Below are 24,177 nucleotides of genomic sequence, written 5' to 3' on the forward strand. Positions count from 1 at the left end.
GCTTCGCCTTTGTCTACAGAGAATTCAGGTATTAAGGAATTTAATGATTTTTAAACACTTAGCATTGACCGCTGTGGCTATTTTTTCTTTAAGTGCATGTCAAACAACTTCACAACCTGAGTCAGTCCCTATTGTTAATGTGCCTTTTACCGCACCATTAGCGCCTGATTTTCGTAACGAAATTACGATTGCTCGCTATTCTGAACTACTAAACCGTGCTGATTTAAGTGCCGAGCAACAAGCCAAACTTTATTACGATCGCGGTGTATTATTTGACAGCTTAGGTATGTCGACCTTGGCACGTATTGACTTTAACCGTGCGATTAAGCTCAAACCAGACCTAGCAGAAGTGTATAACTTCTTAGGCATTCATCACACACTAATGCAGCAGTATGAACAAGCTTATGAGTTTTTTGATTCGGCACTTGAGCTTAATGAGCAACATGAGTATGCCTATTTAAATCGTGGTATTGCCCTTTACTATGGTGACCGTCCATCACTTGCACAAGATGATTTACAGCAGTTTTTAAATCGTTCGCCAAGCGACCCTTACCGTGTGCTATGGCTTTATTTAGCGCAATCAGAAGCTGATAAAGCACAGGCTTTAATTGATTTAAAAGCTAACTCGCAGGGTGTTGATGAGTCTCAATGGGGTTACCAACTGTTGGCACTTTATTTAGGTGACATTAGTGAGTTTGAGTTTTTATCTGGCATTATTGAAGGTGTAACTTCAGAGCAAGAGTATGCGCACCGCTTATGCGAAGCTTATTTCTACCTAGCGAAGATGCATCAAGCGGCGGGTGATAACTATCTTGCTGCCGATTACTTTAGACTTGCCCTTGCCACCAATGTGCATGAGTTTGTTGAATACAAATATGCCCGCTTAGAGCTTGAGTTAATGGCTGGTGAAAACGCAAGCTAAGGTTTCTTTTACTGCTATTCTATTACTGAGCTTGGGTTTCGTTTCAAGCTCAGTATCTCGTTTTATTCCTGCTTACGCTTATTACGCAAATACTACTCCTTCACAAGCAACGGCTATCTATCATTTGGCACCCAGTGCCATTAATTTGCAGCATTTAGTGCTGAGTAACTCACAGCTTCGCCAGTTAGCAACGCTTAATGATAGTAATGCGGCGTATCAGCTTGCGCTCAGATTTTTGCAGCAACAAGATTACACTGCAGCAAAATTATGGTGGCAGCCTTACTTTGCTAAATTCAATTCAGCTCAGCAACAAACCTTAGCGGAGCAGCTAGTCAAAGCAAACCAGTGGCTCGATATAAGTTACCTAGGTAAAGCTGGCAAGTTACCTAAGGGAAATGCCAAGCAAGCTTGGCTGTTGCAGCAACAAATGCCGCCAGCTCAAATTGACCCAGCTTATGCGCAGCAACAGCAATTAGCTTTATCAACATCAAGTGTACAAGCAAGCAGTCAGTGCCAATTTAATGTTTTAATGATGACAGATCATTACAAGGGCATTGATACTTTAAAGCAGTATAAGCAGCAATACAGTAAAGCGCCTGAGCCTGCAAAAGGCAGCTTTTGTTTTACTGACATTGTTTATGTTGCTGATAAGTTTAGCTGTGATGATAGTAGTGGGGCGCTTAAGTGTAACTGGCAAAATGCGTCAGCGCATCCGTGGCCTGAAGGTTTTGACTTTATTGTGATGATGTCAAAGCAAGGGGCTGCTAATGTGCTTGGCGGGATTATGCATATCAATTCATCGCAATCTTATGCGGTATTTTTACATGAGCTAATGCATTTTAATGGCTTTGAAGATGAGTATGTTTTAGCAGAGCAAAAACAACAGTGGCTGTGTAAGCAACAGGGGCTGGTTGCGCCAAATTTGTTTATTGCAAATGAGGTTTCCCCACCAAAAGGCTGGCAAAAAAGTATCGCCTGTAGCAATCAGTTAGCCTATAAACCAAGCCCTAATTGGTCAATTATGCAATACCAAACAATGAGCTTGTCTGAGCAATACCGTGAGCTTTGGCAAAAACAAATTAACCAGCCCTTAACAAAGCCGATTCGGTTTTCTGAATATTTTGCCTTTTTAGGCTTAAAGCCAGTGTTTACAACAGCTTCCAAAGAGCAGAAATTTTCTGACTAATCGTCTATTTATTGCTATTTTAGTATGCAAAGTGGTTAAATGTTGTGCAAATAGGTTTGTCTCCTATAGACAAAATAGCACCTGATCAGTATAACTATACGCATTGTAAGCTTTTTTTGAAGCCAACTTTTAACCATCCAAATGAACAGTACGCAACTAATTAAAACTAGAGCGGTATTGATATTCTTATGACACTAAAAGGCTCCTAATTATGACTTTGCTCTGGATACCCCTGTTATCCTTAATCGGCAGTGTTATTTCATCCTGCACTTCAAAACTAACACGTAACCAAAGCACTGCTTTGACCATGTTAGCGCCTTTGATTGCCCTTGGAATTGTATTTTCGTATACCCCTGCAGTCTTTTCTGGTGAAACAATTCGCTACACTGCTGAGTGGATCCCTCTTTTAAACATGCAAGTCTCGTTTCGACTTGATGGTTTAACGTTACTTTTTCTATATATGATCTTGGGTATCGGTACCCTGGTGATTTTTTATGCGCGTTATTACTTGAGTAGTAGCGACTCAATGCCAAAGCTGTACTGCTATTTAATGCTATTTATGACCGCAATGGTCGGCATCGTGATGTCGAATAATGTCATCCAGCTGTGGTTTTTCTGGGAGCTCACCAGTATTAGCTCGTTCTTATTGATTAGCTATTGGTGGCATAAGTCAGAAGCTCGCAAAGGCGCACGTATGGCACTTGCTATTACCGGTGCCGGTGGTCTTGCGTTACTAGCAGGTTTATTACTAATTGGTGATATTGTTGGTAGCTATAATCTTGATGTGATTTTAGCAAGCAAAGCGCTTATTCAATCTCATGCACTTTATGAAGCTGCGCTGGTATTAGTGCTTTTAGGTGCATTTACCAAATCTGCACAATTTCCATTTCATTTTTGGTTACCACATGCCATGGCAGCACCGACACCAGTCAGTGCCTACTTGCACTCCGCAACCATGGTTAAAGCAGGTATCTTTTTATTAGCGCGTTTTTATCCAGCGCTATCAGGCACAGATACTTGGTTTATCTTAGTGGCGATGACGGGTCTGGCTACTTTATTGGTTGGCGCTTATATCGCGCTATTTAAGCATGATTTAAAAGGCTTGCTGGCTTATTCAACAATCAGCCATTTAGGTTTAATTACCTTACTGCTTGGTTTAGACACTGAGCTTGCTACAGTGGCTGCTATCTTCCACATCATTAACCACGCAACCTTTAAAGCGTCGTTATTTATGGCAACGGGTATCATTGACCATGAAACTGGCACCCGTGATATGCGTAAACTTAATGGTATGTGGCGATTTATGCCGTATACCGCCACACTTGCTATGGTAGCAGCGGCAGCCATGGCGGGCGTGCCACTGTTAAATGGTTTCTTGTCGAAAGAGATGTTCTTTGCCGAAACACTGCATCAGCAAGTGCTTGGCTCTATGTCTTGGTTAATTCCAGTGTTAGCGACTATTGCTGGTGCACTCTCTGTCGCGTATTCAGCACGCTTTATTCACGACGTGTTTTTTAACGGCGACCCAATCGATTTGCCAAAACAGCCTCATGAGCCACCACGCTATATGCGTGTACCAATCGAAATTTTGGTTGTGCTGTGTTTACTCGTCGGTATGTTCCCGCACTTTGCAGTAAGTGATATTTTAGCTTCGGCGTCTTATGCAGTGCTTGGCGATGCAGCCCCAGATTATAAGCTATCTGTATGGCATGGCTTTAATTTACCGCTGTTAATGAGCTTTATTGCTACAAGCGTGGGCGTGATGATTTATGTGCAGCGTAAGCACCTGTTCCACTTCCAAGCTTCATTGCCAACTTTGAATGCTAAGAAAGGCTTTGAGCGTGGCTTATATAGCTTAATTAAGTGGTCACAAGAAAAGATTAAACGAATCGAAAATGGCTCGTTACAGCGCTATGCCTTTGTGATGATTGCTGTGGTGCTTATGTGTGCGGGCTGGCCTTTATTTGAAATGCGCCAGTTAGCAGGAGCAAGTGAGTTAACCCCAATTGATTTCCATAATGCTATTGGTGCTGGCTTACTAATAATTGGTGCGCTGGCAACGGTTATTTGGCACCGCTCACGAATGATATCTTTGATTATGATTTCAATCGTAGGCCTGATGGTATCTGTTGCTTTCACTCGATTCTCTGCGCCTGATTTAGCACTGACTCAGTTAACGGTTGAAGTTGTCACCGTAATGCTACTGATGCTTGCACTGTTCTTTTTACCACAGCGTACTCCGAAAGAGTCAAGCTCATTGCGTATTCTGCGAGACTTGGGTATCTCATCGGCAATTGGTGTGGTTGTGGCGAGTATTTGTTATGCGCTTCTAACAAGACCACTTGAATCAATTTCTGACTTCTTTGTTGCCAATGCAAAAACTGGCGGTGGTGGTACTAACGTTGTAAACGTTATCCTCGTTGACTTTAGGGGTTTTGATACCCTAGGTGAGATTACCGTATTGGGTATTGCTGCGTTAGGTATTTATAAGCTTCTTATTAACTTGCCGCTGTTTATGCCAGCAAGTGATAGTGAAGGGCGCCCATGGGCAAGAGAGCGTTACCCAATTCTATTATCGAGTATTTCACAAAGCTTGTTACCACTTGCATTACTTGTGTCTGCGTATATTTTCTTACGTGGTCATAACTTACCAGGTGGGGGCTTTATTGCAGGACTGGTTACCGCGATTGCATTTATTTTGCAATATATGGCAAATGGTTCGCACTGGATTGCAGACAGATTTGACGTGAATTATCGTAAGATTATTGCGTCAGGTATTGCTATTGCATTGTTTACAGGTATTGGAAGTTGGTTCTTCGAACGTCCATTCCTAACAACCTGGTTTGATTATTTTGATATTCCGCTAGTCGGCAAGACAGAACTTGCTAGTGCTATCGTATTTGATTTAGGTGTGTATTTAACTGTTGTAGGTGCAACGCTGATGATTTTAGCAAGTTTAGGTAAATTAACTGCTGATACACCCAAGCAAGAGGTAAATATTTAATGGAAGTATTGTACGCATCATGCGTCGGCGTGCTGGTTGCATGCGGAATTTACTTAATATTACGGGCTCGTACCTTCCCGGTAGTACTCGGCCTGACTATGTTGTCGTATGCAGTTAACCTGTTTTTATTCTCTTCAGGTCGTTTAACTATTAACAAAGCGGCTGTACTTGGTACAGGCAGTGAGTATGCCGATCCACTCCCTCAAGCGCTGGTTTTAACAGCCATTGTAATAGGCTTTGCGATGACCGCTTTTGTGGTTATTTTAGCGATTCGTGGTCGTGCTGACTTGGGTAATGACCATGTTGACGGCCATCTTGTTAAGTCATCGAAGGAGCAAAAATGATTCAGCATTTAGCTTCTTTACCAATTTTAATTCCGATGTTGGCAGGCGTTATTTTACTCATGCCGCCATGTGGTAAAAACTTACATATCCGTCGTGTTTCGTCGGTTATATTGTCGATTGTCACACTCTTGGTCAGTGCTTATTTATTATTCCACGTTAATAGTACCGCTCCGCTTGTTTACGCAATCGGTGATTGGTCTGCACCATTTGGTATTGTGCTGGTTGCCGATAGACTAGCAACGCTACTGGTGCTACTTACCAGTTTCCTTGGTGCAGTTGTGGTGCTTTATAGCTGTGCAGGCGATGATAAAAAAGGGAGCTTTTTCCATCCGTTAGTGCACTTTTTAGTGTTAGGTGTAAATGGCGCCTTTTTAACTGGTGATGTATTTAACCTGTTCGTATTTTTTGAAGTGCTGTTGATTGCTTCGTATTCATTATTGATGCATGCCGGCAACAAACATAGTACCCGAGCTGCACTGCAGTACGTCATTTTAAACCTGATTGGTTCAAGCGTATTCTTAATTGCGCTGGGTGTACTTTATGGAGTGTTAGGCACATTGAACATTGCTGATTTAGCGCAAAAAGTACCACAGCTGACGGGTGATGATGTTTACCTTGCTAAAATTGGTGGCTTGCTGTTAATCGTGGTATTTGCGTTAAAAGGCGCGTTATTACCGTTACATTTATGGCTACCGAATACCTACGCCAGTGCAATGCCATTAGTTGCTGCATTATTCGCGATTATGACCAAGGTCGGTGTGTATGCCATGTTGCGCGTGTATACCGTAATATTTGGTGATAATGCTGGCGAACTCGCTCACATGGCACAGCCTTGGTTATGGGGCTTAGCACTAGCGACCATAGTGATGGGTGGTATTGGTGTATTAGCGAGTCAAGATTTTAGAAAGCTTATTGCGAATCTGGTGGTTGTATCTGTGGGTACTTTAGTGGCATTGGTTGCGATTCAGAATGTTGCTGCAACAGCTGCATTACTTTACTACTTAGTGCATTCAACCATTATTTGCGCAGCACTGTTTTTAATTGCTGATTTAATTGCTCAGCAACGTGGTAAAGTTGCCGACCGATTAGTCGCAGGGCGCGCCGTTGCACAGCCATATTTACTTGGTACTTGTTTTGTAGTGGCTGCGCTTGCTGTTGTTGGTATGCCACCGTTATCTGGCTTTGTCGGCAAAGTATGGATTTTAAAGAGCACGCTAGATAGCGAAAAAGCCATGTTGTTTTGGCCAATCTACCTAGTTTCGAGTTTAGCGTTATTAGTGGCGGTTTCACGAGCCGGTACCAGTTTATTTTGGGATCACACCCATAAAGACAGTGAAGCAATTGAAGGCACCAAAGCACACCCTGTTAAAGTGATAGCTGTAGTTGCATTACTTGTGTGTTCACCATTAATGGTTGTATTTGCAGGACCTATTTCAGACTATATGTTAGCAACGTCAGAGCAGTTGTTTGATATCAACACTAGCATCAACGCTGTATTACAAGGAGGCCAATAATGCGTTTAGAAGCTCGCTTTCGTTGGTTGCCAACACCATTTCGCAGTGTTTTATTATTCATTGTATGGCTGTTGTTAAATAACAGTGTGTCGCCAGGACACCTGTTTTTAGCTGCATTTTTTGCTATTACTATTCCGTGGATCACTTTCCCATTTCGTGATCCACAGCCTCTTATTGTAAGGCCGGGTCTTGCGTTTAGGCACTTATTGTTAGTGCTGTACGATATTGTCACTGCCAACTTACAAGTAGCCCTGTTGATCCTTGGACCGACGAAAAAGTTACGCCCAGGTTTTATCAAAGTACCATTGGATTTAAGCCATGAAATGCCAATCACTATTTTGGCAAGCACAGTATCTTTAACACCGGGTACTGTGAGCGCAGAGGTATATCCTATCCCTGAGTCACTAGAAGAAGGCGAAGAAATTCAGCAGCGCTACTTATTGATTCATGTACTCGATTTAGCTGATGAACAAGCGTTAATTAATACTATTAAGCAGCGCTACGAAGCACCGCTTAAGGAGATTTTTCGATGCTAGATACCGTTTTTCTAATTGTTTTTGCAATGATAGCCATATCTTTATTGTTAAACCTATGGCGTTTAATTGTTGGGCCGTCGGTACCTGATCGTATATTGGCTTTAGATACTATGTTCATAAATACCATTGCTTTAATTATTCTGTATGGCATGAGCATGGGCACCGATTTATATTTTGAAGCCGCATTATTAATCGCCATGCTTGGCTTTGTGAGCACTGTAGCGGTATGTAAATACCTGCTGCGCGGCGATATTATTGAATAAGGTAACGAATGATGAGTGAGTGGATTGTATCAATCTTATTATTAATTGGTGGTTGCTTTATTCTTATAGGTTCAATCGGACTTGTGAAAATGCCTGACTTTTTTATGCGCCTGCACGGTCCAACTAAAGCAACAACGCTTGGCATGGCATCATTGTTAATTGCTGCCATGGTGTATTTTAGCTATACCCACGATAGCATCAGTGTGAAAGAAATTTTGATTTCGATTTTCTTACTGATCACCGCACCTATTAGCGGCTATATGCTGATCAAATCAGCTATCCACCACAAGCTTCGTGCTAAAGATGGCACCAAGGGCCTCGATAACATCGAAGAAGATTAATATCAGCTCGCAACTATAGTTAAGCGAATTGGTGTGATATCTGAGTAACCAGAACAATGTGATCTACTACAGTGGCTTTTATTGCGCTCGTAGATCGCATAAAATGCCCCGTCATTTAGTACAGTAGGTAAATAGAGCATTATGCGAGTAGCACTTGGAGTAGAGTACAACGGCGCGCGTTACAGTGGTTGGCAACGTCAATCACACGTCAATAGCGTACAACAAGAAGTAGAAACGGCGTTGTCGCGTATTTGTAATCATCCAGTCGAAATAGTTTGTGCAGGCCGCACCGATGCGGGTGTACATGGCACCGGGCAGGTGATCCATTTTGATACTCACGCTGAGCGTGAAATGGTCGCGTTTACGATGGGTATGAATACCTTACTGCCAAAAGATATTGCTATTCGCTTTGCCAAGCCTGTAAGCGAAGACTTTCACGCTCGTTTTAGTGCCACAGCACGTCGCTATCGCTATGTGATTTATAATTACACCTATCGCGGCGCTATTATGAGTGAAGGGGTGACCCATTTTCATCACCCATTAGACGAAACTAAAATGCAAGAAGCCTGTCAGTATTTAATAGGTGAGCATGATTTTACTTCGTTTAGAGCACTACATTGCCAAGCAAATACAGCAAATCGTACTATTCACCATTTATCGGTAAAACGCCAAGGTGATTATGTGATCATTGATATTAAAGCCAATGCGTTTTTACATCACATGGTGCGAAACATCACCGGGTGTTTGATGGACATTGGTCTTCATAAGCATGAACCTGTGTGGTTAAAAGAATTACTCGATTTAAAAGAGCGCGCTAAGGCAAGTGCAACAGCAAAAGCCGCTGGCCTTTACTTAGTTGACGTGGATTACCCAGAACATTTTGGCATTCCTAAAACACCATTAGGGCCTTTGTTTTTACCTGATTCAGACAGTTAGACTTTAGTAGACTACTACTAAGACCAGTTTTTTATATCGTCTGCGGGTAATTCATGTTTTAATTGAAAAAATCTGTCTGTTTATTTGTTATCAGAAACACAAGCGAGTGTTTCCAATTAAACAGACTGCGACACAGAACAGCATTAAGAGAGTTGCAAATGAGTTGGTTAGAAAAAATCTTACCTAAAACGACTAAATCATCAGGTCGTAAAGAAATCCCAGAAGGGGTTTGGGCTAAGTGTACAGACTGTGATTCAATTTTATATAAAGCAGAACTAGAAAAAGCACTCAACGTGTGTCCTAAGTGTGATCACCACATGCGTTTAAGTGGCCGTAAACGTCTTGAAAACTTTTTAGATGATGCTGACCGCCAAGAAATTGGTGCAGAGCACGAACCAAAAGACGTATTAAAGTTTAAAGATTCTAAAAAATACTCTGACCGTATTACCCAAGCACAAAAAGCAAGTGGCGAGAAAGACGCACTTGTAGCAATGAAGGGCCGCCTAAAAGGCATTCCTGTTGCTGCTGTTGCTTTTGAGTTCTCGTTTATGGGTGGTTCAATGGCGTCAGTAGTAGGTGCTCGTTTTGTTGAAGCTGTAGATCAATGTTTAGAGCACGACATGCCACTTATTTGTTTCTCTGCATCAGGCGGCGCACGTATGCAAGAAGCTCTTATGTCATTAATGCAAATGGCTAAAACAAGTGCTGCACTTGCAAAAATGAGCGAAAAAGGCTTACCGTTTATTTCAGTATTAACTGATCCAACAATGGGTGGTGTATCTGCATCACTGGCAATGCTTGGTGATGTAAACGTTGCTGAACCTAAAGCGCTTATCGGTTTTGCGGGTCCTCGTGTAATCGAGCAAACAGTTCGTGAAACGCTTCCTGAAGGTTTCCAACGCAGTGAGTTCTTGCTAGAGCATGGTGCAATCGACATGATTGTAGACCGTCGTGAAATGCGTGACACCCTTGCACGTATCTTAGCGAAATTTATGAACTTGCCTTCTACTGAACAAGAGCATAGAGTAGCGTAAATTTCAGCTTAACTGATTAAACGCTATGACAGAAATCCTTCCTAGCCAATCATCAAGCCTTGATGATTGGCTTTGTTATTTAGAAAGTGTCCATCCTGCTAATATCGAAATGGGTTTAGAGCGCGTAGAACGCGTGGCAAACCAAGTCGGCTTACTCGATACATCAAGCAAAATAATCCTAATTGCAGGCACCAACGGTAAAGGGACTACAGCCCGTTGCCTAGAAAGTTTATTACTTGCACAGGGTTACAGTGTGGGTACTTATGCTTCGCCGCATCTTATTCGTTACAACGAGCGCGTACGTATTAATGGCCAAGAGCTTGACGATCAATTCCATGTTGATGCTTTCGATATGCTTGAAAAAGGCCGTGGTGACACGCAGCTTACTTATTTTGAGTACGGTACCTTAGGCGCACTGGCTATTTTCAAACGTCACGCTGTTGATTATGTGCTGCTAGAAGTGGGGCTGGGTGGCCGTTTTGATGCGACTAATATCGTGAACCCACATGCTTGTGTGATCACCACCATAGATTTAGACCATAAAGAATACCTAGGTGATACTCGTGAACTTGTTGGGTATGATAAAGCCGGTATTTTCCGTACCAATACACCGGCTATTGTTGGCGATTTAGCGATTCCGCATACAGTGACTGATTATGGTAATGAAATTAACGCTGATATGGTTCTATCAGGCCGTGACTTCATATTCACAGAAGATAATGAAGGCTTTAACTGGCAGTACCAAGGTAACGATTGGCGCTTAGCTAAGCCCGCTATCCCTTGTCAAAATGCAGCAACTGCGTTGACCCTACTTGCAAAACTTGAGCTATTGCCAAGTGAGCAACAAGTGCGTGATTGCTTGGCGAATCTAACTGTAGAAGGGCGCTTTCAGCAGTTAAGTCAACTGCCGCTTGTTTTTACCGATGTTGCACATAATCCTGAGTCAGCTAGATATTTGGCACGCAAATTAAGCGTGTATAAAGATCAAGGGTTTAAAATTCATGCATTAGTCGCTATGCTTGCAGATAAAGATAAAGTGGCTGCAATGTCGGCCGTGGCAAATGTTGTTGACCAGTGGTCGTTAGCAAGCTTAGATTGTTTTCGTGGCGACAAAGTTGAGAATCTTGCTAAAGCACTAGCCGAAACCACATCAACAGCGCCTAGTACGCACTATGAGAGTGTTGAAACTGCGCTAGATACGTTATTACCAAATGTTGATGAAAACACGTTAGTGATTGTGTTCGGTTCGTTTATAACTGTGGCTGCAGCCATCAATTACTTTAAAAAATAGAGAGGAAATCGGTGAACGCAGGGTTTATTAATCGCTTAGTAGGCACCACGATTGTGGTTGTGGCGGCTATTGTCTTCATTCCAAACATTTTGGATGGTGAGAAGGTTCATTATAAAGAAGGCTTTAAAGCTATTCCTGAACGCCCTGAGTTCACTACGATAGACTTGCAAGAGGTGATTGATAATAAAGTCGCCTCTGCCGAGCAACCTTCGCAAATCCCGGTTGAAGATACGCAATCAAACGATGCTGATCTTGTCGCAAATGAAACCCAGCAAATTGATACTACACCGCAAATGGTTGAAGCTTCAACTGATGAGCCGGTAATTAACAAAGCTGAGCCGAAAGTTGCAGTGCAAGAGCCTGCCAAGCCAGCTGCTAAAACGCCTGAGCCAACCCGTAAGCCAGAAGAGAATCTCACACAAATGGCTTATGTTATTCAACTGGGCAGTTTTTCTCACGCACCTAATGTGAAATCACTACAAGAAAAATTAAAAGCGAATGGTTTCAAAACCTTCACTCGCCCAATCAAAACCCCGAACGGCACACTGACAAAAGTCTTTGTAGGTCCTTCACTTAGCAAGAAAGAGTTAGAAAGTAAGCTGCCTGAGTTAAAGCAGTTAACCAAGTTAAATGGCAAAGTTACTCAATTTGAAATTACAAAATGATCTGGCAATTCCAAATACCCAAACCACCTGTAGATCCATGATTCAGCGCTATCACAGGGTTTTCAATACAAGGCGTGGCGATGCAGGAATGTAGGTACCTTTCAAATTGCCATAACACAGTAGTGGAAGCCCTGTGAAGCGCCCGAAGGGCATGGCTAAAACGCATTTATTCTGCGTTATTGATTTTGACAAGGGGACACCATTCCCTACAATCAATGCCTTGCCTAAATGCGTTTTATCTCATGCTGAATTCTTGCATCCACAGGTGGTTTGGGTATAGAATGCGCCCCAAATTAACGACTAGTTGGTTCTTATGATCTGGGTTGATTACGCCATACTTGGCATTATTGCACTATCCACTATCATCGGCTTAATACGTGGCTTTGTAAAAGAAGCAATGTCATTAGCTGTATGGGCTGGCGCATTTATCATCTCTAGTTTGTTTTACCAATATTTAGCATCCTTCCTAACAAGTATTTCAGAACCCCTTTTAAGAAATGCAGCCGCAATAGCCATATTATTCTTTGCGACACTCCTGTTGGGTGGGTTACTAAACTATATTTTAGGTGAACTTGTACAACGTACTGGTTTATCTGGCACAGACCGTGTTTTCGGCATAGTGTTTGGTGCTCTTCGTGGCGTGTTGGTCGTAAGCGCGTTACTCTTCTTTCTTGATGCTTTTACCGGTGCACCTAATACGCATTGGTGGGGCAACTCTATTTTGATTCCAGAATTTGGCTTTGTTGTTGAGTGGTTCTTCTCGTACCTCGAAAACAACTCGAGCTTTTTAAATTCTGTAAACCGTTAATCGGCGAGGATAAATTTAATGTGTGGTATCGTTGGCATAGTCGGAACTTCTCCTGTTAATCAGGCGTTATATGACGGCTTAACTGTTTTGCAACACCGCGGTCAAGATGCAGCTGGCATCATTACCATTGAAAACAACACGTTTAGCTTACGTAAAGCCAATGGCCTTGTAAAAGATGTATTTCATACACGCCATATGAAACGTCTGCAAGGTACAATTGGTATTGGCCATGTTCGCTACCCGACAGCTGGTTCTTCTAGCTCGTCTGAAGCGCAACCTTTCTATGTTAACTCGCCATTTGGTATCGCACTTGCGCACAATGGTAACTTAACAAACGCAGAAGCATTAAAGCAGCAATTATTTTCAGAAGCTCGCCGTCATGTTAATACAACATCTGACTCTGAAATTTTACTTAACATCATGGCCCATGAATTAAGTAAATCGAATAAGCTAAAACTTGATGCTGAAGATATCTTCACAGCGGTAACTGAAGTGAATAATAAAGTAACCGGTGGTTATGCAACAATTGCAATGATCATTGGTCACGGTATTGTTGCGTTTCGTGATCCGAACGGTATTCGCCCATTAGTATTTGGTAAGCGTGAAACTGCAAATGGTACTGAGTACATGTTTGCATCAGAAAGCGTTGCTTTAAAAACAGATGGCTTTGAGTTTGTTCGTGACGTTGCACCTGGTGAAGCAATTTACGTAACTGAAGATGGTCAACTTTTCTCGCAAGCGTGTGCTGAAAAAGCAACTTACTCGCCGTGTATCTTTGAGTTTGTTTACTTTGCGCGCCCAGATTCAACAATTGACCGTATGTCTGTTTATGCAACACGTGTAAACATGGGTACTAAGTTAGGTGAGAAAATTGCACGTGAATGGGCTGACAAAGACATCGACGTGGTTATTCCAATCCCAGAAACATCATGTGACGTAGCACTTGAGATTGCATCAGCCCTTAACCTGCCATACCGCCAAGGTTTTGTTAAAAACCGCTACATTGGCCGTACGTTTATCATGCCAGGTCAAGAAATGCGTAAGAAGTCAGTTCGTCAAAAACTGAATGCCATTGACCGTGAGTTCAAAGGTAAAAACGTATTACTTGTTGATGACTCTATTGTGCGTGGTACAACGTCAGCGCAAATCGTTGAGATGGCTCGTGAGTCAGGTGCGAAGAACGTTTATTTCGCTTCAGCAGCGCCAGAGATTCGTTTTCCGAACGTTTACGGTATTGATATGCCATCGGCAGCTGAGCTAATTGCTCATGGCCGTGAAGTTGAAGATATCAACGCAAGCATTGGTGCCGATGGTCTTATCTATCAATCGCTAGATGACTTAATCTCAGCAGTAAGCCAAGAAAACCCAGAAATCACCCGTTTTGAAACATCAGTATTTGATGGTCAATACATCACTGGTGATATCGACCAAGATTACCTAAACCACATTGACCGTTTACGTAATGATTCGGCGAAATCAACTCGTGAAAATGCGATGTCAGCAAGTTTAGAGTTACATAACCAAGAAGAAAACAGCGCTGATTAATCAGCCTCGATTTGATTGGTATAAAAAAGGAGCTTTACAGCTCCTTTTTTGTTTATGGAAAGAAAGGAAAATAACAATGAACTTAAGTAAACATAGGATGGACAATTCCGTTAGTCCATAAAATAGCTGTGGCAGCTAAAATAATTACCAGTAAGATCAGCCCACAGGTGACTACTGAACTGGCATAGATAAAACCTCGCTCTTCAGGAATGTGCATTAAAATTGGCACCCCTGTGTAGAGTAAGTAAACTGAGTAGGCCAGTGCTACAAGGCCTACACACACCACAAACCATAGTTCAGGTAAGAATGCCGCAAATGAAGACATAAATACTGGCGTTGCTGTATAAGCTGCAAGCTCTAGGGTTTGTGTAAAGGTGGGTTTTGCACCAAAGGTCACTGCCATCCAATGAGCTAAATATGCCAGTGCGAAAACGCCCGCAATTAGTGCAAAGTACATCGCAACCGCGATAAGTAATGCACTATCATGGGTTAAATATACTGCCTCACCTGCGCCAATACTCCAGCCCAAATAAACAGATGAATAGTAGCCCATTATTGAAGGAATACAGGCTATTAATAAAATGTGCGATAAGCTATAGCGCAAGCTTTCGTGACGGTTATCAATTGTCTGCCATTCTTCGAGTGGGTGAGCGTATAAGCCCCATAAGTGGTTTAGAATCATAATCATTGCCCCTGTAAAAAAGGAATATGAGCTGTTTTATTTTTGTACAGCTTTGATTAAGTTATGGTTCAGTAATTAAATCTTGTCAAGAAGCTGAAATAATCGAAATAGTCGATTAAATGTAACTCTTTAGTGCATATAGAAAATTACTTTGCACTGATGTGGGTCATGGAATGCGGGCTAATTTATGTGATAAAATCGAATTAAGATTTTTGATGAGAAGTTATTCAGTGCCTTATTCTGATTTGTTAGCACCCATTCATTCTTTTTTAAAGTGCGAAACGCCTGATGAGTGGATTGCTGCGGCAACCAAAAAAGAAAACTTAGATGTGGTTTTAATCGACCATCTTATCTGTGAATTAAAAGCAGCTCAGTCTGCTATGTTTTTAATTCGTAAGTACGCGGTTGATAAAGAAAGTAGTGATGCGTTGCTTGAGTGGTTAAAACCATTTGAAACACTTATTTATAAGCGTGAAGGGGATTGGCGTGAGCTTGCAGATAAAAACAAGCTGACTAAATCAATGATCCCAAAATCGAATTCACCTTATGGGCAAGATCTCATTGATAAAATGGTGATGCTAATCAAAGAAGAGTTACATCACTTTTATCAAGTTCTTGAGATCATGGATGAATACGGTATTGAATATAAAAGCATTACCCCATGCCGTTATGCCAAAGGGATGCTGCGCCATGTAAAAACTTACGAGCCAGATGCCTTGGTAGATAAGTTAATTATAGGTGCTTACATCGAAGCTCGTTCATGTGAGCGCTTTGCTAAATTAGCCCCGCATGTTGATAAACGCTTAGGTGATTTTTATATCTCACTACTGCGCTCTGAAGCGCGTCATTACCAAGATTATTTAACTCTTGCGCAAGAAATCAGTGAGTTTGATATTACTGAGCGTGTTGAATTTTTTGGTCAACTTGAAGCTGAGCTTATTTCAACCCCAGATGAAGACTTTAAGTTTCACAGCGGTGTACCAGCATAAAAACCACAAAGAGCGCCTGTTTGGCGCTCTAGTTTATTTATCTTGCCAAACTTAGCCTTTTATTAGTTAGATTTTAACTAATTCCCATTATTTTTCTAATACTTATTCATTTATCTCTTTAGTGAATAACTTGTACCTTTTAAAATCTTGCACTACCTTTGACCTAGGTTGCTATTAACATTCGTAAAATAGAATCATAAGTTGTTAAAAGGAGAAGTCATGCGTGATTCTAATGTGCCTTTCGAGTTTAAAGGAGATGCTTCTGAACAAACGTATGCCCAAAAAACATGGAAAGTTTTAACGGTTGAAGATGACTTAAACTACCAACAAGCATTACTAAACAGTTTTAATGCCATATCTCTAGATAACAATGAGTCACTGGAGGTATTAACGGCAAATTCAGTGTCTGAGGCATCGTCTGTGTTATCGCGTCACAAAGACATCGCTATTGTATTTCTTGATGTGGTAATGGAAGAAGATGATTCAGGCCTACGACTTGTGAATACTATTCGCCACGTATTAGGCAACAACGATATACGCATAGTGCTATTAACAGGGCAGCCAAGCTTTGCCCCTGAACCGCAAGTAATGCAATCGCTGGATATTGACGAATATTGGAATAAGTCTGACATGACGGTAGATAAACTTAAATCTATCGTTAGTAGCCATCTTCGTACGTATCAATATATTTCGCAAATCTCAAATGCCAAACAAGGACTGCAGTTAGTACTTGATGCGGCAAGAAGCATTAATAGTAAACACGACATACGTGCATTTTCTCATGCGGTGCTAGATGAAATAGGTAAAATTTTGCATCTATCTAAGGGAGGCGGCGTATTATGCGTTGGCAATGAAAAGCATGTTGATAAACACCCAAAAGTTCTTACTAGTGTCGGTTGTTACAGAGGGCTTGATGGTAAAGAGCTCAGCACTGATGTGCTCAGTGAAGAAGCACAGCAATCGTATATTTTAGCCAGAGATAAAAAAGAGCATGTGTTTTCTGAGCATTACAGTGTTTTTTATTTTGATACCGCTGATGTTGATGTTAGCTATTACATCACGATTGTTAAATCAGATGTTCCCATCGACGAGCATAATGTATTTTTACTAAAGGTATTTAGTGAAAATGTCAGTACAGGCTTTTCGAATATTGCACTGATGAACCGGCTTACTGAACTTGCTTACACCGATATAACGCTAAACATGCCCAACAGGAACTGGCTCCAGCGCGAAATCGATAATATGAACAAATACGAACAAGCTGAAACTCAGTTAGTGGTGTTTGAGATACTTCAGTTTGACGAAAAGTCTTTTCGGTTTGGTCATGACTTTTGTAAAAAAACACATCTCAAAATGCGCGAGAATATTTTGCATACCTTAGCGCCGTATCACCCCCGTATCGCCGTATTCAAAAGTGATAGTTTAGGCGTTTTAGTGTCAAGCCATGCATTTGAAGATGAGAGTATTGTTGACTCTTTGAAACGACAATCTTTCGAAATTGATGGAGTAAGGCAGTTTTTAGATGTGCGTATTTTAGTCATGCAGCTAATCGCCTTTGAAGAACATAGCGCTGAGCAAATTTTTAACCTTGCAGAGTCGACACTCAACGAAGAAAACACACAAAGAGCTGAGCTGCTCTATTATACATTAGATAATACCAAAGCTATTACACGGCGCTATGAATTGATGCAAGAGCTACGCACTGCAATACGCAACAAAGAGCTCCAAGTAGCGCTACAGCCCAAGGTTAATTTAACCACAAATAAAGTGATTGGCTTTGAAGCACTGGCGCGATGGCAAAGAGATGATAGAACATTTGTCAGACCCGATGAGTTTATTGAACTTGCCGAAACTGCAGGGCTAATCAGTGAGTTAGATAAACTTATTTTCGATAAAATAATGCAAACGATTAAGCAATTTGCAGAGCAGGGCGTTAGTTTGCCAATCGCGTTTAATGCATCGACGTTTGATTTGTTAGCCGATGATTACTTTGTTGAGGTTGCAGCACGCATTGAGGAATATGGCATTTCACCCTCGTTACTTGAGCTTGAAGTAACAGAGACTCAAGCGATTTTTAACTATGAAAAGATCAATACATGTTTATGTCGTTTTGCGGGCTTGGGTATAAAAATTAGTATCGATGACTTTGGTACTGGCTATTCGTCACTTGCCCATATTAGTGAAATTCCTGCGCAGATAATAAAAATAGATCGCTGCTTTGTAACCGATATTCAAGAGTCAAAATCTAACCAACACATTATCGAAATGATAATGTTGCTGGCAGAAAAATTCGGCTTTGAAGTAACTGCAGAGGGCATTGAAACAGAAGCCGAACACAACTGGCTTATTGAAGCTGGGTGTAACATAGGGCAGGGCTACTATTACGCTAAACCCATGTTTTATGATGATGCATTGCAGTGGCTAAAGGGTTGGTCTAACTAACTATTATGGTAGAAGTAAATCACCAATATGAGTTACTAAAGAAAAGGCTACTTATAAAATTTGTGGTTATTGTCATTGGCAGCTTATTTATAAGCGCTATGGTTTATTTACTGCAATACCAAATACAAAAAAGTAATGTCACGCTTTTACAAGATAACACCTTACTTGCAGCCCACAATACCCTAAGCAGGGAGCTTGGTGATGTACGTAAAGTAGTTAAGTTGCTGGTGGCCGATGACATATTAAAGCAAAGTGATGATAGCGCATTGCTAGAGCAACAAGTACAAACCCATTTTGTGAACTTTGGTTTAGCTGCAGAAAACATCTCTCAAATACGTTGGCTAGATAGTCAAGGCCAAGAAAGGTATCGGGTTAACTTTAAGGCAGGACAAGCAGAGCTAGTACCAAAACAACAGCTACAAAATAAAAGTAGTCGTTATTATTTTACCGAGGGGATGGAGTACAGTAAGGGGGACGTTTATATCACGCCAATAGATTTAAATGTCGAGCGCGGCGCAGTTGTTACACCACATGAACCAACATTAAGAGCATCTTATCGAACCATAAGCGATAGCTTTATTCTAAACGGGTTAATTGTTGTCAATTTTGACCTGTCGAAAACTCTACAGCAAATAAAGTCACTCAGTACCATGCAAGCACAAATACAATTAATTAATGGTGAAGGCTATTGGTTGTTGCACCCACAGAAAGATAAAGAATGGGGGTTTATGCGAGAAAAGTCGATGCTGACACTCGGTAACGAAGATAGCCAATTATGGCAAGTCATCACCCAGCTGCCAAAATCTCAGGATCTTATTGCATCGCATAGTCATGCAACTAGCTTTTTAAAAATGACCTTAGGTAATAATAGCGCAAATGGTGCAAACGATATTATTGTACTGGTAAAGGCTGATGATTCGGTGCAAAACGAGATTGTTTTATGGTCTTTTTTTATTGCTTTTGCATGTGCTGTAAGCTTGATATCAATTTCTGGCTTATATCTGAAACGCAGTTATCGTGACCAACGTCAGATTATTAAAGCCAGAGCACACTTAGAGCACGAGCAGCAGGAGCTGTTAGCAGCCAATACTAAATTACAACGTTACATAAAACAGCAGCATCAATTACAGGGTGAGCTTATTGAAGCACAAAGGTTGTCATCACTCGGTTTAATGGTGGCAGGTGTGGCCCACGAAATGAATACACCATTGGGCGGTGCGGCTATTTCATTATCAAATGCGCAATTAATTAATCAACAACTTAAAGATAAAATAGACCAAGGCTTCACTAAGCAATTTTTAGAATCAAGCGTAGAAAAAGTTACCGATAATTTAAGGCTCTCTCAAGTAAACTTAGAAAAGGCAATTGATCATGTAAAAAGCTTCAAGGAGATGGCCCATGATCGCTCAAACGATCAATACATTAGCTTTAATATCGAAAAAGTCATCAATGATCTACTACTAGGTTTAAAATCCCGCTTTAAAGCTTCAAAAGTATCTATAGAAACTAAAATCGATGTCAAAGAAGACATTATTGGTCGCCCTGGAGTTATCTCTCAGGTTATCGAGAGCTTAATCGTTAATGCAATTTCTCACGCATTTGATGAACTTGATAACAAGCTTATTCAATTGCATGTTTATTTAAATCAACAAGGTGAGCTTTGTATTAGCGTCTCTGATAATGGTTGTGGGATTGATGACTCGCTACGCAGCAACCTATTTGACCCTTTTGTTACTACATCTAGAAACCATGGTCATACAGGATTAGGTTTGTACCTTGTTCATGAGTGGGTTACGAGTGTTCTTAACGGAAAAATCCAGCTAGTTGCAAAGGAAGACCTACCTGAAGGCATCGCAACCCAGTTTAAGATTACCTTGCCAGGCTTGAAAAAGAACAAAATTAGTTAGCATAGGTTTTTTCATATAGTTGCGTAATGTGACTAATTTCTTTTTCATTCAGTTCATAATGCTTCAGTATCTCTAAAAGCTTGCCTGACGCCGTAATTGCTTTAAGACCTAAAGATAAACTTTGCTGAAAAAGCTCAGCCTGAGGGTGATTTTTATCAGTAATCACATATAAGTGTTGAGTAGCAAGATAGGGGGTAACTATTTCTAATTCTGTTTGCTTTGCTTGCTGTAAGCGCTCGCTATTATCGAGCCAATACAAGGCAACCTCTTTTGTGCCTGCAACTAAATCAACACGACCATGCTTTAATAGCAACAAGCTCTCAATCAAGCTACCTGTGGTTGTCACGCTAAGGTTTGGGTGGTGCTCAAATTGCTCACTTACCACATAGTCTTCACCTTTACTGATTGTATATGGCTTTAATGAATACAAAGAGCCAGTGTAAGTTATTTTGCTATCAACACGTTTGAATAACACAGTATGTGCGGTTGCTAATGAAGGTGAATATGTAAAATATCTCGCTCTTTGCTTTGTATAAAAAGCACCTAGCACTGCGACACGTTTATGGCGCTTGGCAAGCTTTAGCGCGCGAGCCCAATGTGTGTATTCAATAGTGGCTTGATGTTTTTGTGTTTTCAGTGCTGCGATGATGACTTCGTGCAGCCAGCCTGGCTTATTTGGCTCATCAATAAAATAAGGAGGAAACGGCTCTGTGACCAATTGCCAAGTTTGGCAATTGATTGAAAAGCTAATTAGTAAACAACAACATAAAAGGCTTAACCGACTCATCATAGATAATGCATTTTTTGACAATACTGGTTAAAGCATAGTTAAAAAATTGGTTATTTAAAGGGCGTGTGGACTAGTTTTTGCTGCTCTGGAGTAGCTCTTAAGTATGAACCTTGCTCATACCAGTCACCCAGTACAGTGCGGGTTAGTGTTTTTCCATTTTGTTTATAGTGATGCACATTAGGGCGGTGAGTATGACCGTGGATCATATTAGTAACCTGATGCTTTTCAAACATGGCTAACACTGCATCTTCGGTCACATCTAAAATCTCTAATGCTTTGCCAGCTTGGCTTTGTTTTGATTTTTCGCGGGCGTTGCGGGCAATTTTTTTACGATACCAAAGCGGCATAGCAAGCATTAATTTTGGCCACCACCAACCACGACTTTTTTTACGAAACTTTTGATATTCAATATCTTGAGTGCACATTTCATCACCGTGCAAGATAACTGTTGGAGTACCGTATAAATCAATAACAACTTGTTCAGGTAGTAAAGTCATACTTGCGCTTTTTGCATAGTCTTCTCGCATAATGAAATCGCGATTACCATGAATAAAAAACACCTCAGTACCACTTTCACTGACTTGGCTTAAACGTGCGGCAACACTCTTTGAAAGGTCAGTTTGATAGTCATCACCTACCCATACTTCAAAAAAGTCACCCAAAATATAAAGTGCATCAACGTCATCATTAATAATCTTGCTATCAAGAAAATCAAAAAATGCCGCAGTGATGTCTGGGCGGTTTTCTGTTAAATGGAGGTCGGCAATAAAATAACTTTGTTTCATGGTTACTCGCAAAAAAGCGGGCAAAGGCCCGCTTAAAAAGACTAAACGATTAAATTAGCTAACCGTTACTTTTTCGATGATTATATCTTCAAGAGGTACGTCTTGGTGGAAGCCAGCGCTGCCAGTAGCAACACCTTTGATTTTGTTTACCACGTCCATACCTTCAACAACTTCTGCGAACACGCAGTAGCCCCAGCCTTGTGATGTTTCACTGCTGAAGTTTAAGAAGTCATTGTCGTTAACGTTAATGAAGAACTGCGCAGTAGCTGAATGTGGATCCGGCGTACGTGCCATTGCTAATGTGCCCACTTTATTTGCAAGGCCATTATTTGCTTCGTTTTCGATAGGGTTGTTTACTTCTTTTTGAACCATACCCGGCTCAAAACCACCGCCTTGTACCATAAAACCATCAATTACACGGTGGAAGATAGTACCGTTGTAAAAGCCAGCATTCGCATACTCTAAGAAGTTTTTAACTGTGTTTGGTGCATCGCTTTCGTGCATCTTGATAGTGATGTCACCAAAGTTTGTGTGTAGTACAACCATGAGGTTTCCTATATCAGGTTTAATAATGGGGCTATTTTATAGTAGTTGTCTTTGATTAACAAAGAGCTTGTTTAAAACGATTAACAAAGTGCTTATTCAATTGATAAAGCGCTAGAGCAGCGGCTTTGCAAGTGTTACCATAGAGAATCTCGAAACACCGTTAAGGACATTTTATAAATGGTACAAATTTACAACACACTTACGCGACAAAAAGAGCAGTTTAAACCCCTTGTTGATGGCAAAATCGACATGTACGTGTGTGGTATCACCATTTATGATTACTGTCACATCGGTCATGCTCGTACTTTTGTTGGTTTTGACGTCATTGTTCGTTACCTACGCCACATCGGTTACGATTTAAAATACGTTCGTAACATCACAGATGTAGACGACAAAATCATTAAACGTGCTAACGAAAATGGTGAGTCAATTAATGATCTAACGACTCGTATGACCAAAGCCATGCATGAAGATTTCGACAGCTTAAATATGCTGCGTCCTGATGTTGAGCCTACAGTAACAAACCACATGGATGAAATCATCGCTATGGTTGAGCGTTTAATTGCCAAAGGCCATGCGTATGTTGCTGCAGATGGTGATGTATTATTTGATGTATCAACCTTTGAGCAATACGGTGCTTTATCGCAACAAGACCTAACCATGCTACAGGCTGGTTCTCGTGTTGAAGTTGCACAAGATAAGCAAGATCCACTTGATTTCGTGCTTTGGAAAAAAGCCAAGCCAGAAGAGCCGTCATGGTCTTCACCATGGGGTGAGGGTCGCCCTGGTTGGCATATTGAATGTTCAGCAATGAGTTCTAAGCACTTAGGTGAGCACTTTGATATTCACGGTGGTGGTTCAGATTTACAGTTCCCGCACCATGAAAACGAAATTGCTCAGTCATGCTGTGCAAATAACGGCAAGTACGTTAATACGTGGATCCACACAGGTATGGTTCAGGTTAATAAAGAGAAGATGTCTAAGTCTTTAAACAACTTCTTTACCGTACGTGACGTATTAAAAGAGTATGATGCTGAATCAGTTCGTTATTTCTTAATTTCAGGTCACTACCGTAGCCAGCTTAACTATTCGCAAGAAAACCTTGAGCAAGCACGTTCGTCACTTGAACGTATTTACACTGCATTGCGTGGCGTAACGCCAATCGAGTGCGATTTAGCTAGCAATGAATATGTGGCTAAATTCAGAAAAGCGATGGATGATGACTTTAACACCCCTGAAGCACTACCAGTATTATTTGAATTAGCAAAAGAGCTAAACCGTGTTAAAGACAGCGATACAGAGCAAGCAGGTAAGCTAGCTTATGTACTACGCAGTGTTGCAGAGGTACTAGGCGTTGCACAACAAGACCCAGAAGCCTTTTTGCAAGGTGGCCAAGCTGACGACGAAGTAGCCCATATCGAAGCGTTAATAGCAAAACGTAACGAAGCCCGCGCAAGTAAAGATTGGGCGGCAGCTGATGAAGCGCGCGATGCATTGAATGCGCTTGGTGTGGTACTTGAAGATTCGGCTGGTAAAACAACATGGCGTAAAGCCTAACTACTCATCGAATCATGATTCATTAAAAAAGGTTGCCAACGAGGCAACCTTTTTTGTTATTAATCAATATAGCTATTGACCTCAACTGTA

Annotated in this window: 22 protein-coding genes; 18 read left to right on the forward strand and 4 right to left on the reverse strand. The window is 41.2% G+C overall.

What is annotated here, in order from left to right; translation table 11 throughout:
• Window positions 1-43 precede the first annotated feature (43 nt).
• The 14 genes from nlpI (at window position 44) to purF (ending at window position 14,389) form a co-directional block, all read left to right on the forward strand.
• Window positions 44-922 (forward strand): lipoprotein NlpI, encoded by an 879-nt coding sequence (gene nlpI / locus HUS61_RS09145; RefSeq protein WP_055021724.1) that lies wholly within the window; start codon window positions 44-46, stop codon window positions 920-922.
• Window positions 906-2,108 carry a hypothetical protein gene (locus HUS61_RS09150; protein WP_175082386.1) on the forward strand — a complete coding sequence of 401 codons (1,203 nt, stop codon included), beginning with the start codon at window positions 906-908 and terminating at the stop codon, window positions 2,106-2,108. Before nlpI ends, HUS61_RS09150 begins: the two co-directional genes overlap by 17 nt.
• 211 nt (window positions 2,109-2,319) lie before the next feature.
• Window positions 2,320-5,112, forward strand: a complete 2,793-nt coding sequence (locus tag HUS61_RS09155; protein WP_055021722.1) for a monovalent cation/H+ antiporter subunit A — start codon at window positions 2,320-2,322, stop codon at window positions 5,110-5,112.
• Entirely contained in the window at window positions 5,112-5,456 is a 345-nt protein-coding gene (locus tag HUS61_RS09160) for a Na+/H+ antiporter subunit C (protein ID WP_054553167.1), read from the forward strand. The genes HUS61_RS09155 and HUS61_RS09160 overlap by 1 nt, the downstream gene beginning before the upstream one ends.
• The gene (locus HUS61_RS09165; protein WP_175082387.1) at window positions 5,453-6,970 is read left to right on the forward strand and encodes a monovalent cation/H+ antiporter subunit D; all 1,518 of its coding nucleotides are present in this window, start codon (window positions 5,453-5,455) and stop codon (window positions 6,968-6,970) included. Before HUS61_RS09160 ends, HUS61_RS09165 begins: the two co-directional genes overlap by 4 nt.
• Window positions 6,970-7,506 carry a Na+/H+ antiporter subunit E gene (locus tag HUS61_RS09170; protein ID WP_054553165.1) on the forward strand — a complete coding sequence of 179 codons (537 nt, stop codon included), beginning with the start codon at window positions 6,970-6,972 and terminating at the stop codon, window positions 7,504-7,506. Before HUS61_RS09165 ends, HUS61_RS09170 begins: the two co-directional genes overlap by 1 nt.
• Window positions 7,500-7,769 (forward strand): K+/H+ antiporter subunit F, encoded by a 270-nt coding sequence (locus HUS61_RS09175; RefSeq protein ID WP_054553164.1) that lies wholly within the window; start codon window positions 7,500-7,502, stop codon window positions 7,767-7,769. Before HUS61_RS09170 ends, HUS61_RS09175 begins: the two co-directional genes overlap by 7 nt.
• An 8-nt stretch (window positions 7,770-7,777) precedes the next feature.
• Window positions 7,778-8,110: a Na+/H+ antiporter subunit G gene (locus tag HUS61_RS09180; protein WP_175082388.1), complete on the forward strand. Its 333-nt coding sequence runs from the start codon at window positions 7,778-7,780 to the stop codon at window positions 8,108-8,110.
• Between the two features lie 141 nt (window positions 8,111-8,251).
• Window positions 8,252-9,046, forward strand: a complete 795-nt coding sequence (gene truA, locus HUS61_RS09185; protein WP_054553162.1) for a tRNA pseudouridine(38-40) synthase TruA — start codon at window positions 8,252-8,254, stop codon at window positions 9,044-9,046.
• 158 nt (window positions 9,047-9,204) lie between these two features.
• Window positions 9,205-10,080, forward strand: a complete 876-nt coding sequence (gene accD / locus HUS61_RS09190) for an acetyl-CoA carboxylase, carboxyltransferase subunit beta (protein ID WP_055021719.1) — start codon at window positions 9,205-9,207, stop codon at window positions 10,078-10,080.
• A gap of 25 nt (window positions 10,081-10,105) precedes the next feature.
• On the forward strand, window positions 10,106-11,371 hold the full coding sequence (gene folC / locus HUS61_RS09195; protein WP_175082389.1) for a bifunctional tetrahydrofolate synthase/dihydrofolate synthase: 1,266 nt from the start codon (window positions 10,106-10,108) through the stop codon (window positions 11,369-11,371).
• Between the two features lie 11 nt (window positions 11,372-11,382).
• Window positions 11,383-12,036, forward strand: a complete 654-nt coding sequence (locus HUS61_RS09200) for an SPOR domain-containing protein (protein WP_175082390.1) — start codon at window positions 11,383-11,385, stop codon at window positions 12,034-12,036.
• 313 nt (window positions 12,037-12,349) lie between these two features.
• Window positions 12,350-12,844: a CvpA family protein gene (locus HUS61_RS09205; protein WP_036969851.1), complete on the forward strand. Its 495-nt coding sequence runs from the start codon at window positions 12,350-12,352 to the stop codon at window positions 12,842-12,844.
• Window positions 12,845-12,862: 18 nt separating this feature from the next.
• Window positions 12,863-14,389: an amidophosphoribosyltransferase gene (gene purF / locus HUS61_RS09210; protein ID WP_054562087.1), complete on the forward strand. Its 1,527-nt coding sequence runs from the start codon at window positions 12,863-12,865 to the stop codon at window positions 14,387-14,389.
• A gap of 82 nt (window positions 14,390-14,471) precedes the next feature.
• Here purF and HUS61_RS09215 read toward each other — a convergent pair whose 3' ends face one another.
• Window positions 14,472-15,071 carry a Yip1 family protein gene (locus HUS61_RS09215; protein ID WP_058586311.1) on the reverse strand — a complete coding sequence of 200 codons (600 nt, stop codon included), beginning with the start codon at window positions 15,069-15,071 and terminating at the stop codon, window positions 14,472-14,474.
• A gap of 230 nt (window positions 15,072-15,301) precedes the next feature.
• Here HUS61_RS09215 and miaE point away from each other — a divergent pair, with 230 nt between their 5' ends.
• From miaE to HUS61_RS09230, 3 genes are all read left to right on the forward strand, one after another.
• A complete protein-coding gene (miaE, locus tag HUS61_RS09220) occupies window positions 15,302-16,060 on the forward strand; it encodes a tRNA isopentenyl-2-thiomethyl-A-37 hydroxylase MiaE (RefSeq protein WP_058586359.1) in 759 nt (252 codons plus the stop codon).
• A 219-nt stretch (window positions 16,061-16,279) separates the two neighbouring features.
• Window positions 16,280-18,502, forward strand: a complete 2,223-nt coding sequence (locus HUS61_RS09225) for an EAL domain-containing protein (protein WP_175082391.1) — start codon at window positions 16,280-16,282, stop codon at window positions 18,500-18,502.
• A gap of 5 nt (window positions 18,503-18,507) precedes the next feature.
• Window positions 18,508-20,409, forward strand: coding sequence for a sensor histidine kinase (locus HUS61_RS09230; RefSeq protein WP_175082392.1), 1,902 nt, complete (start codon window positions 18,508-18,510; stop codon window positions 20,407-20,409).
• Here the strand turns inward: HUS61_RS09230 and HUS61_RS09235 are convergent.
• The 3 genes from HUS61_RS09235 to HUS61_RS09245 are packed head-to-tail and all read right to left on the reverse strand — an operon-like array spanning window position 20,402 to window position 22,530.
• Window positions 20,402-21,199, reverse strand: a complete 798-nt coding sequence (locus HUS61_RS09235; protein WP_175082393.1) for a transporter substrate-binding domain-containing protein — start codon at window positions 21,197-21,199, stop codon at window positions 20,402-20,404. The genes HUS61_RS09230 and HUS61_RS09235 overlap by 8 nt on opposite strands.
• A 50-nt stretch (window positions 21,200-21,249) precedes the next feature.
• Window positions 21,250-21,984: a UDP-2,3-diacylglucosamine diphosphatase gene (locus HUS61_RS09240; protein WP_175078546.1), complete on the reverse strand. Its 735-nt coding sequence runs from the start codon at window positions 21,982-21,984 to the stop codon at window positions 21,250-21,252.
• A gap of 54 nt (window positions 21,985-22,038) precedes the next feature.
• Window positions 22,039-22,530 carry a peptidylprolyl isomerase gene (locus tag HUS61_RS09245; protein ID WP_175082394.1) on the reverse strand — a complete coding sequence of 164 codons (492 nt, stop codon included), beginning with the start codon at window positions 22,528-22,530 and terminating at the stop codon, window positions 22,039-22,041.
• A gap of 177 nt (window positions 22,531-22,707) precedes the next feature.
• Between HUS61_RS09245 and cysS the strand changes: the two genes are divergently transcribed.
• Complete coding sequence (cysS, locus tag HUS61_RS09250; RefSeq protein WP_175078544.1) at window positions 22,708-24,087, forward strand: cysteine--tRNA ligase; 1,380 nt, start codon at window positions 22,708-22,710, stop codon at window positions 24,085-24,087.
• Window positions 24,088-24,177: the final 90 nt, after the last annotated feature.

It is taken from the genome of Pseudoalteromonas sp. 0802 (assembly GCF_013350085.1).
In the GTDB taxonomy this organism is placed as follows: domain Bacteria; phylum Pseudomonadota; class Gammaproteobacteria; order Enterobacterales; family Alteromonadaceae; genus Pseudoalteromonas.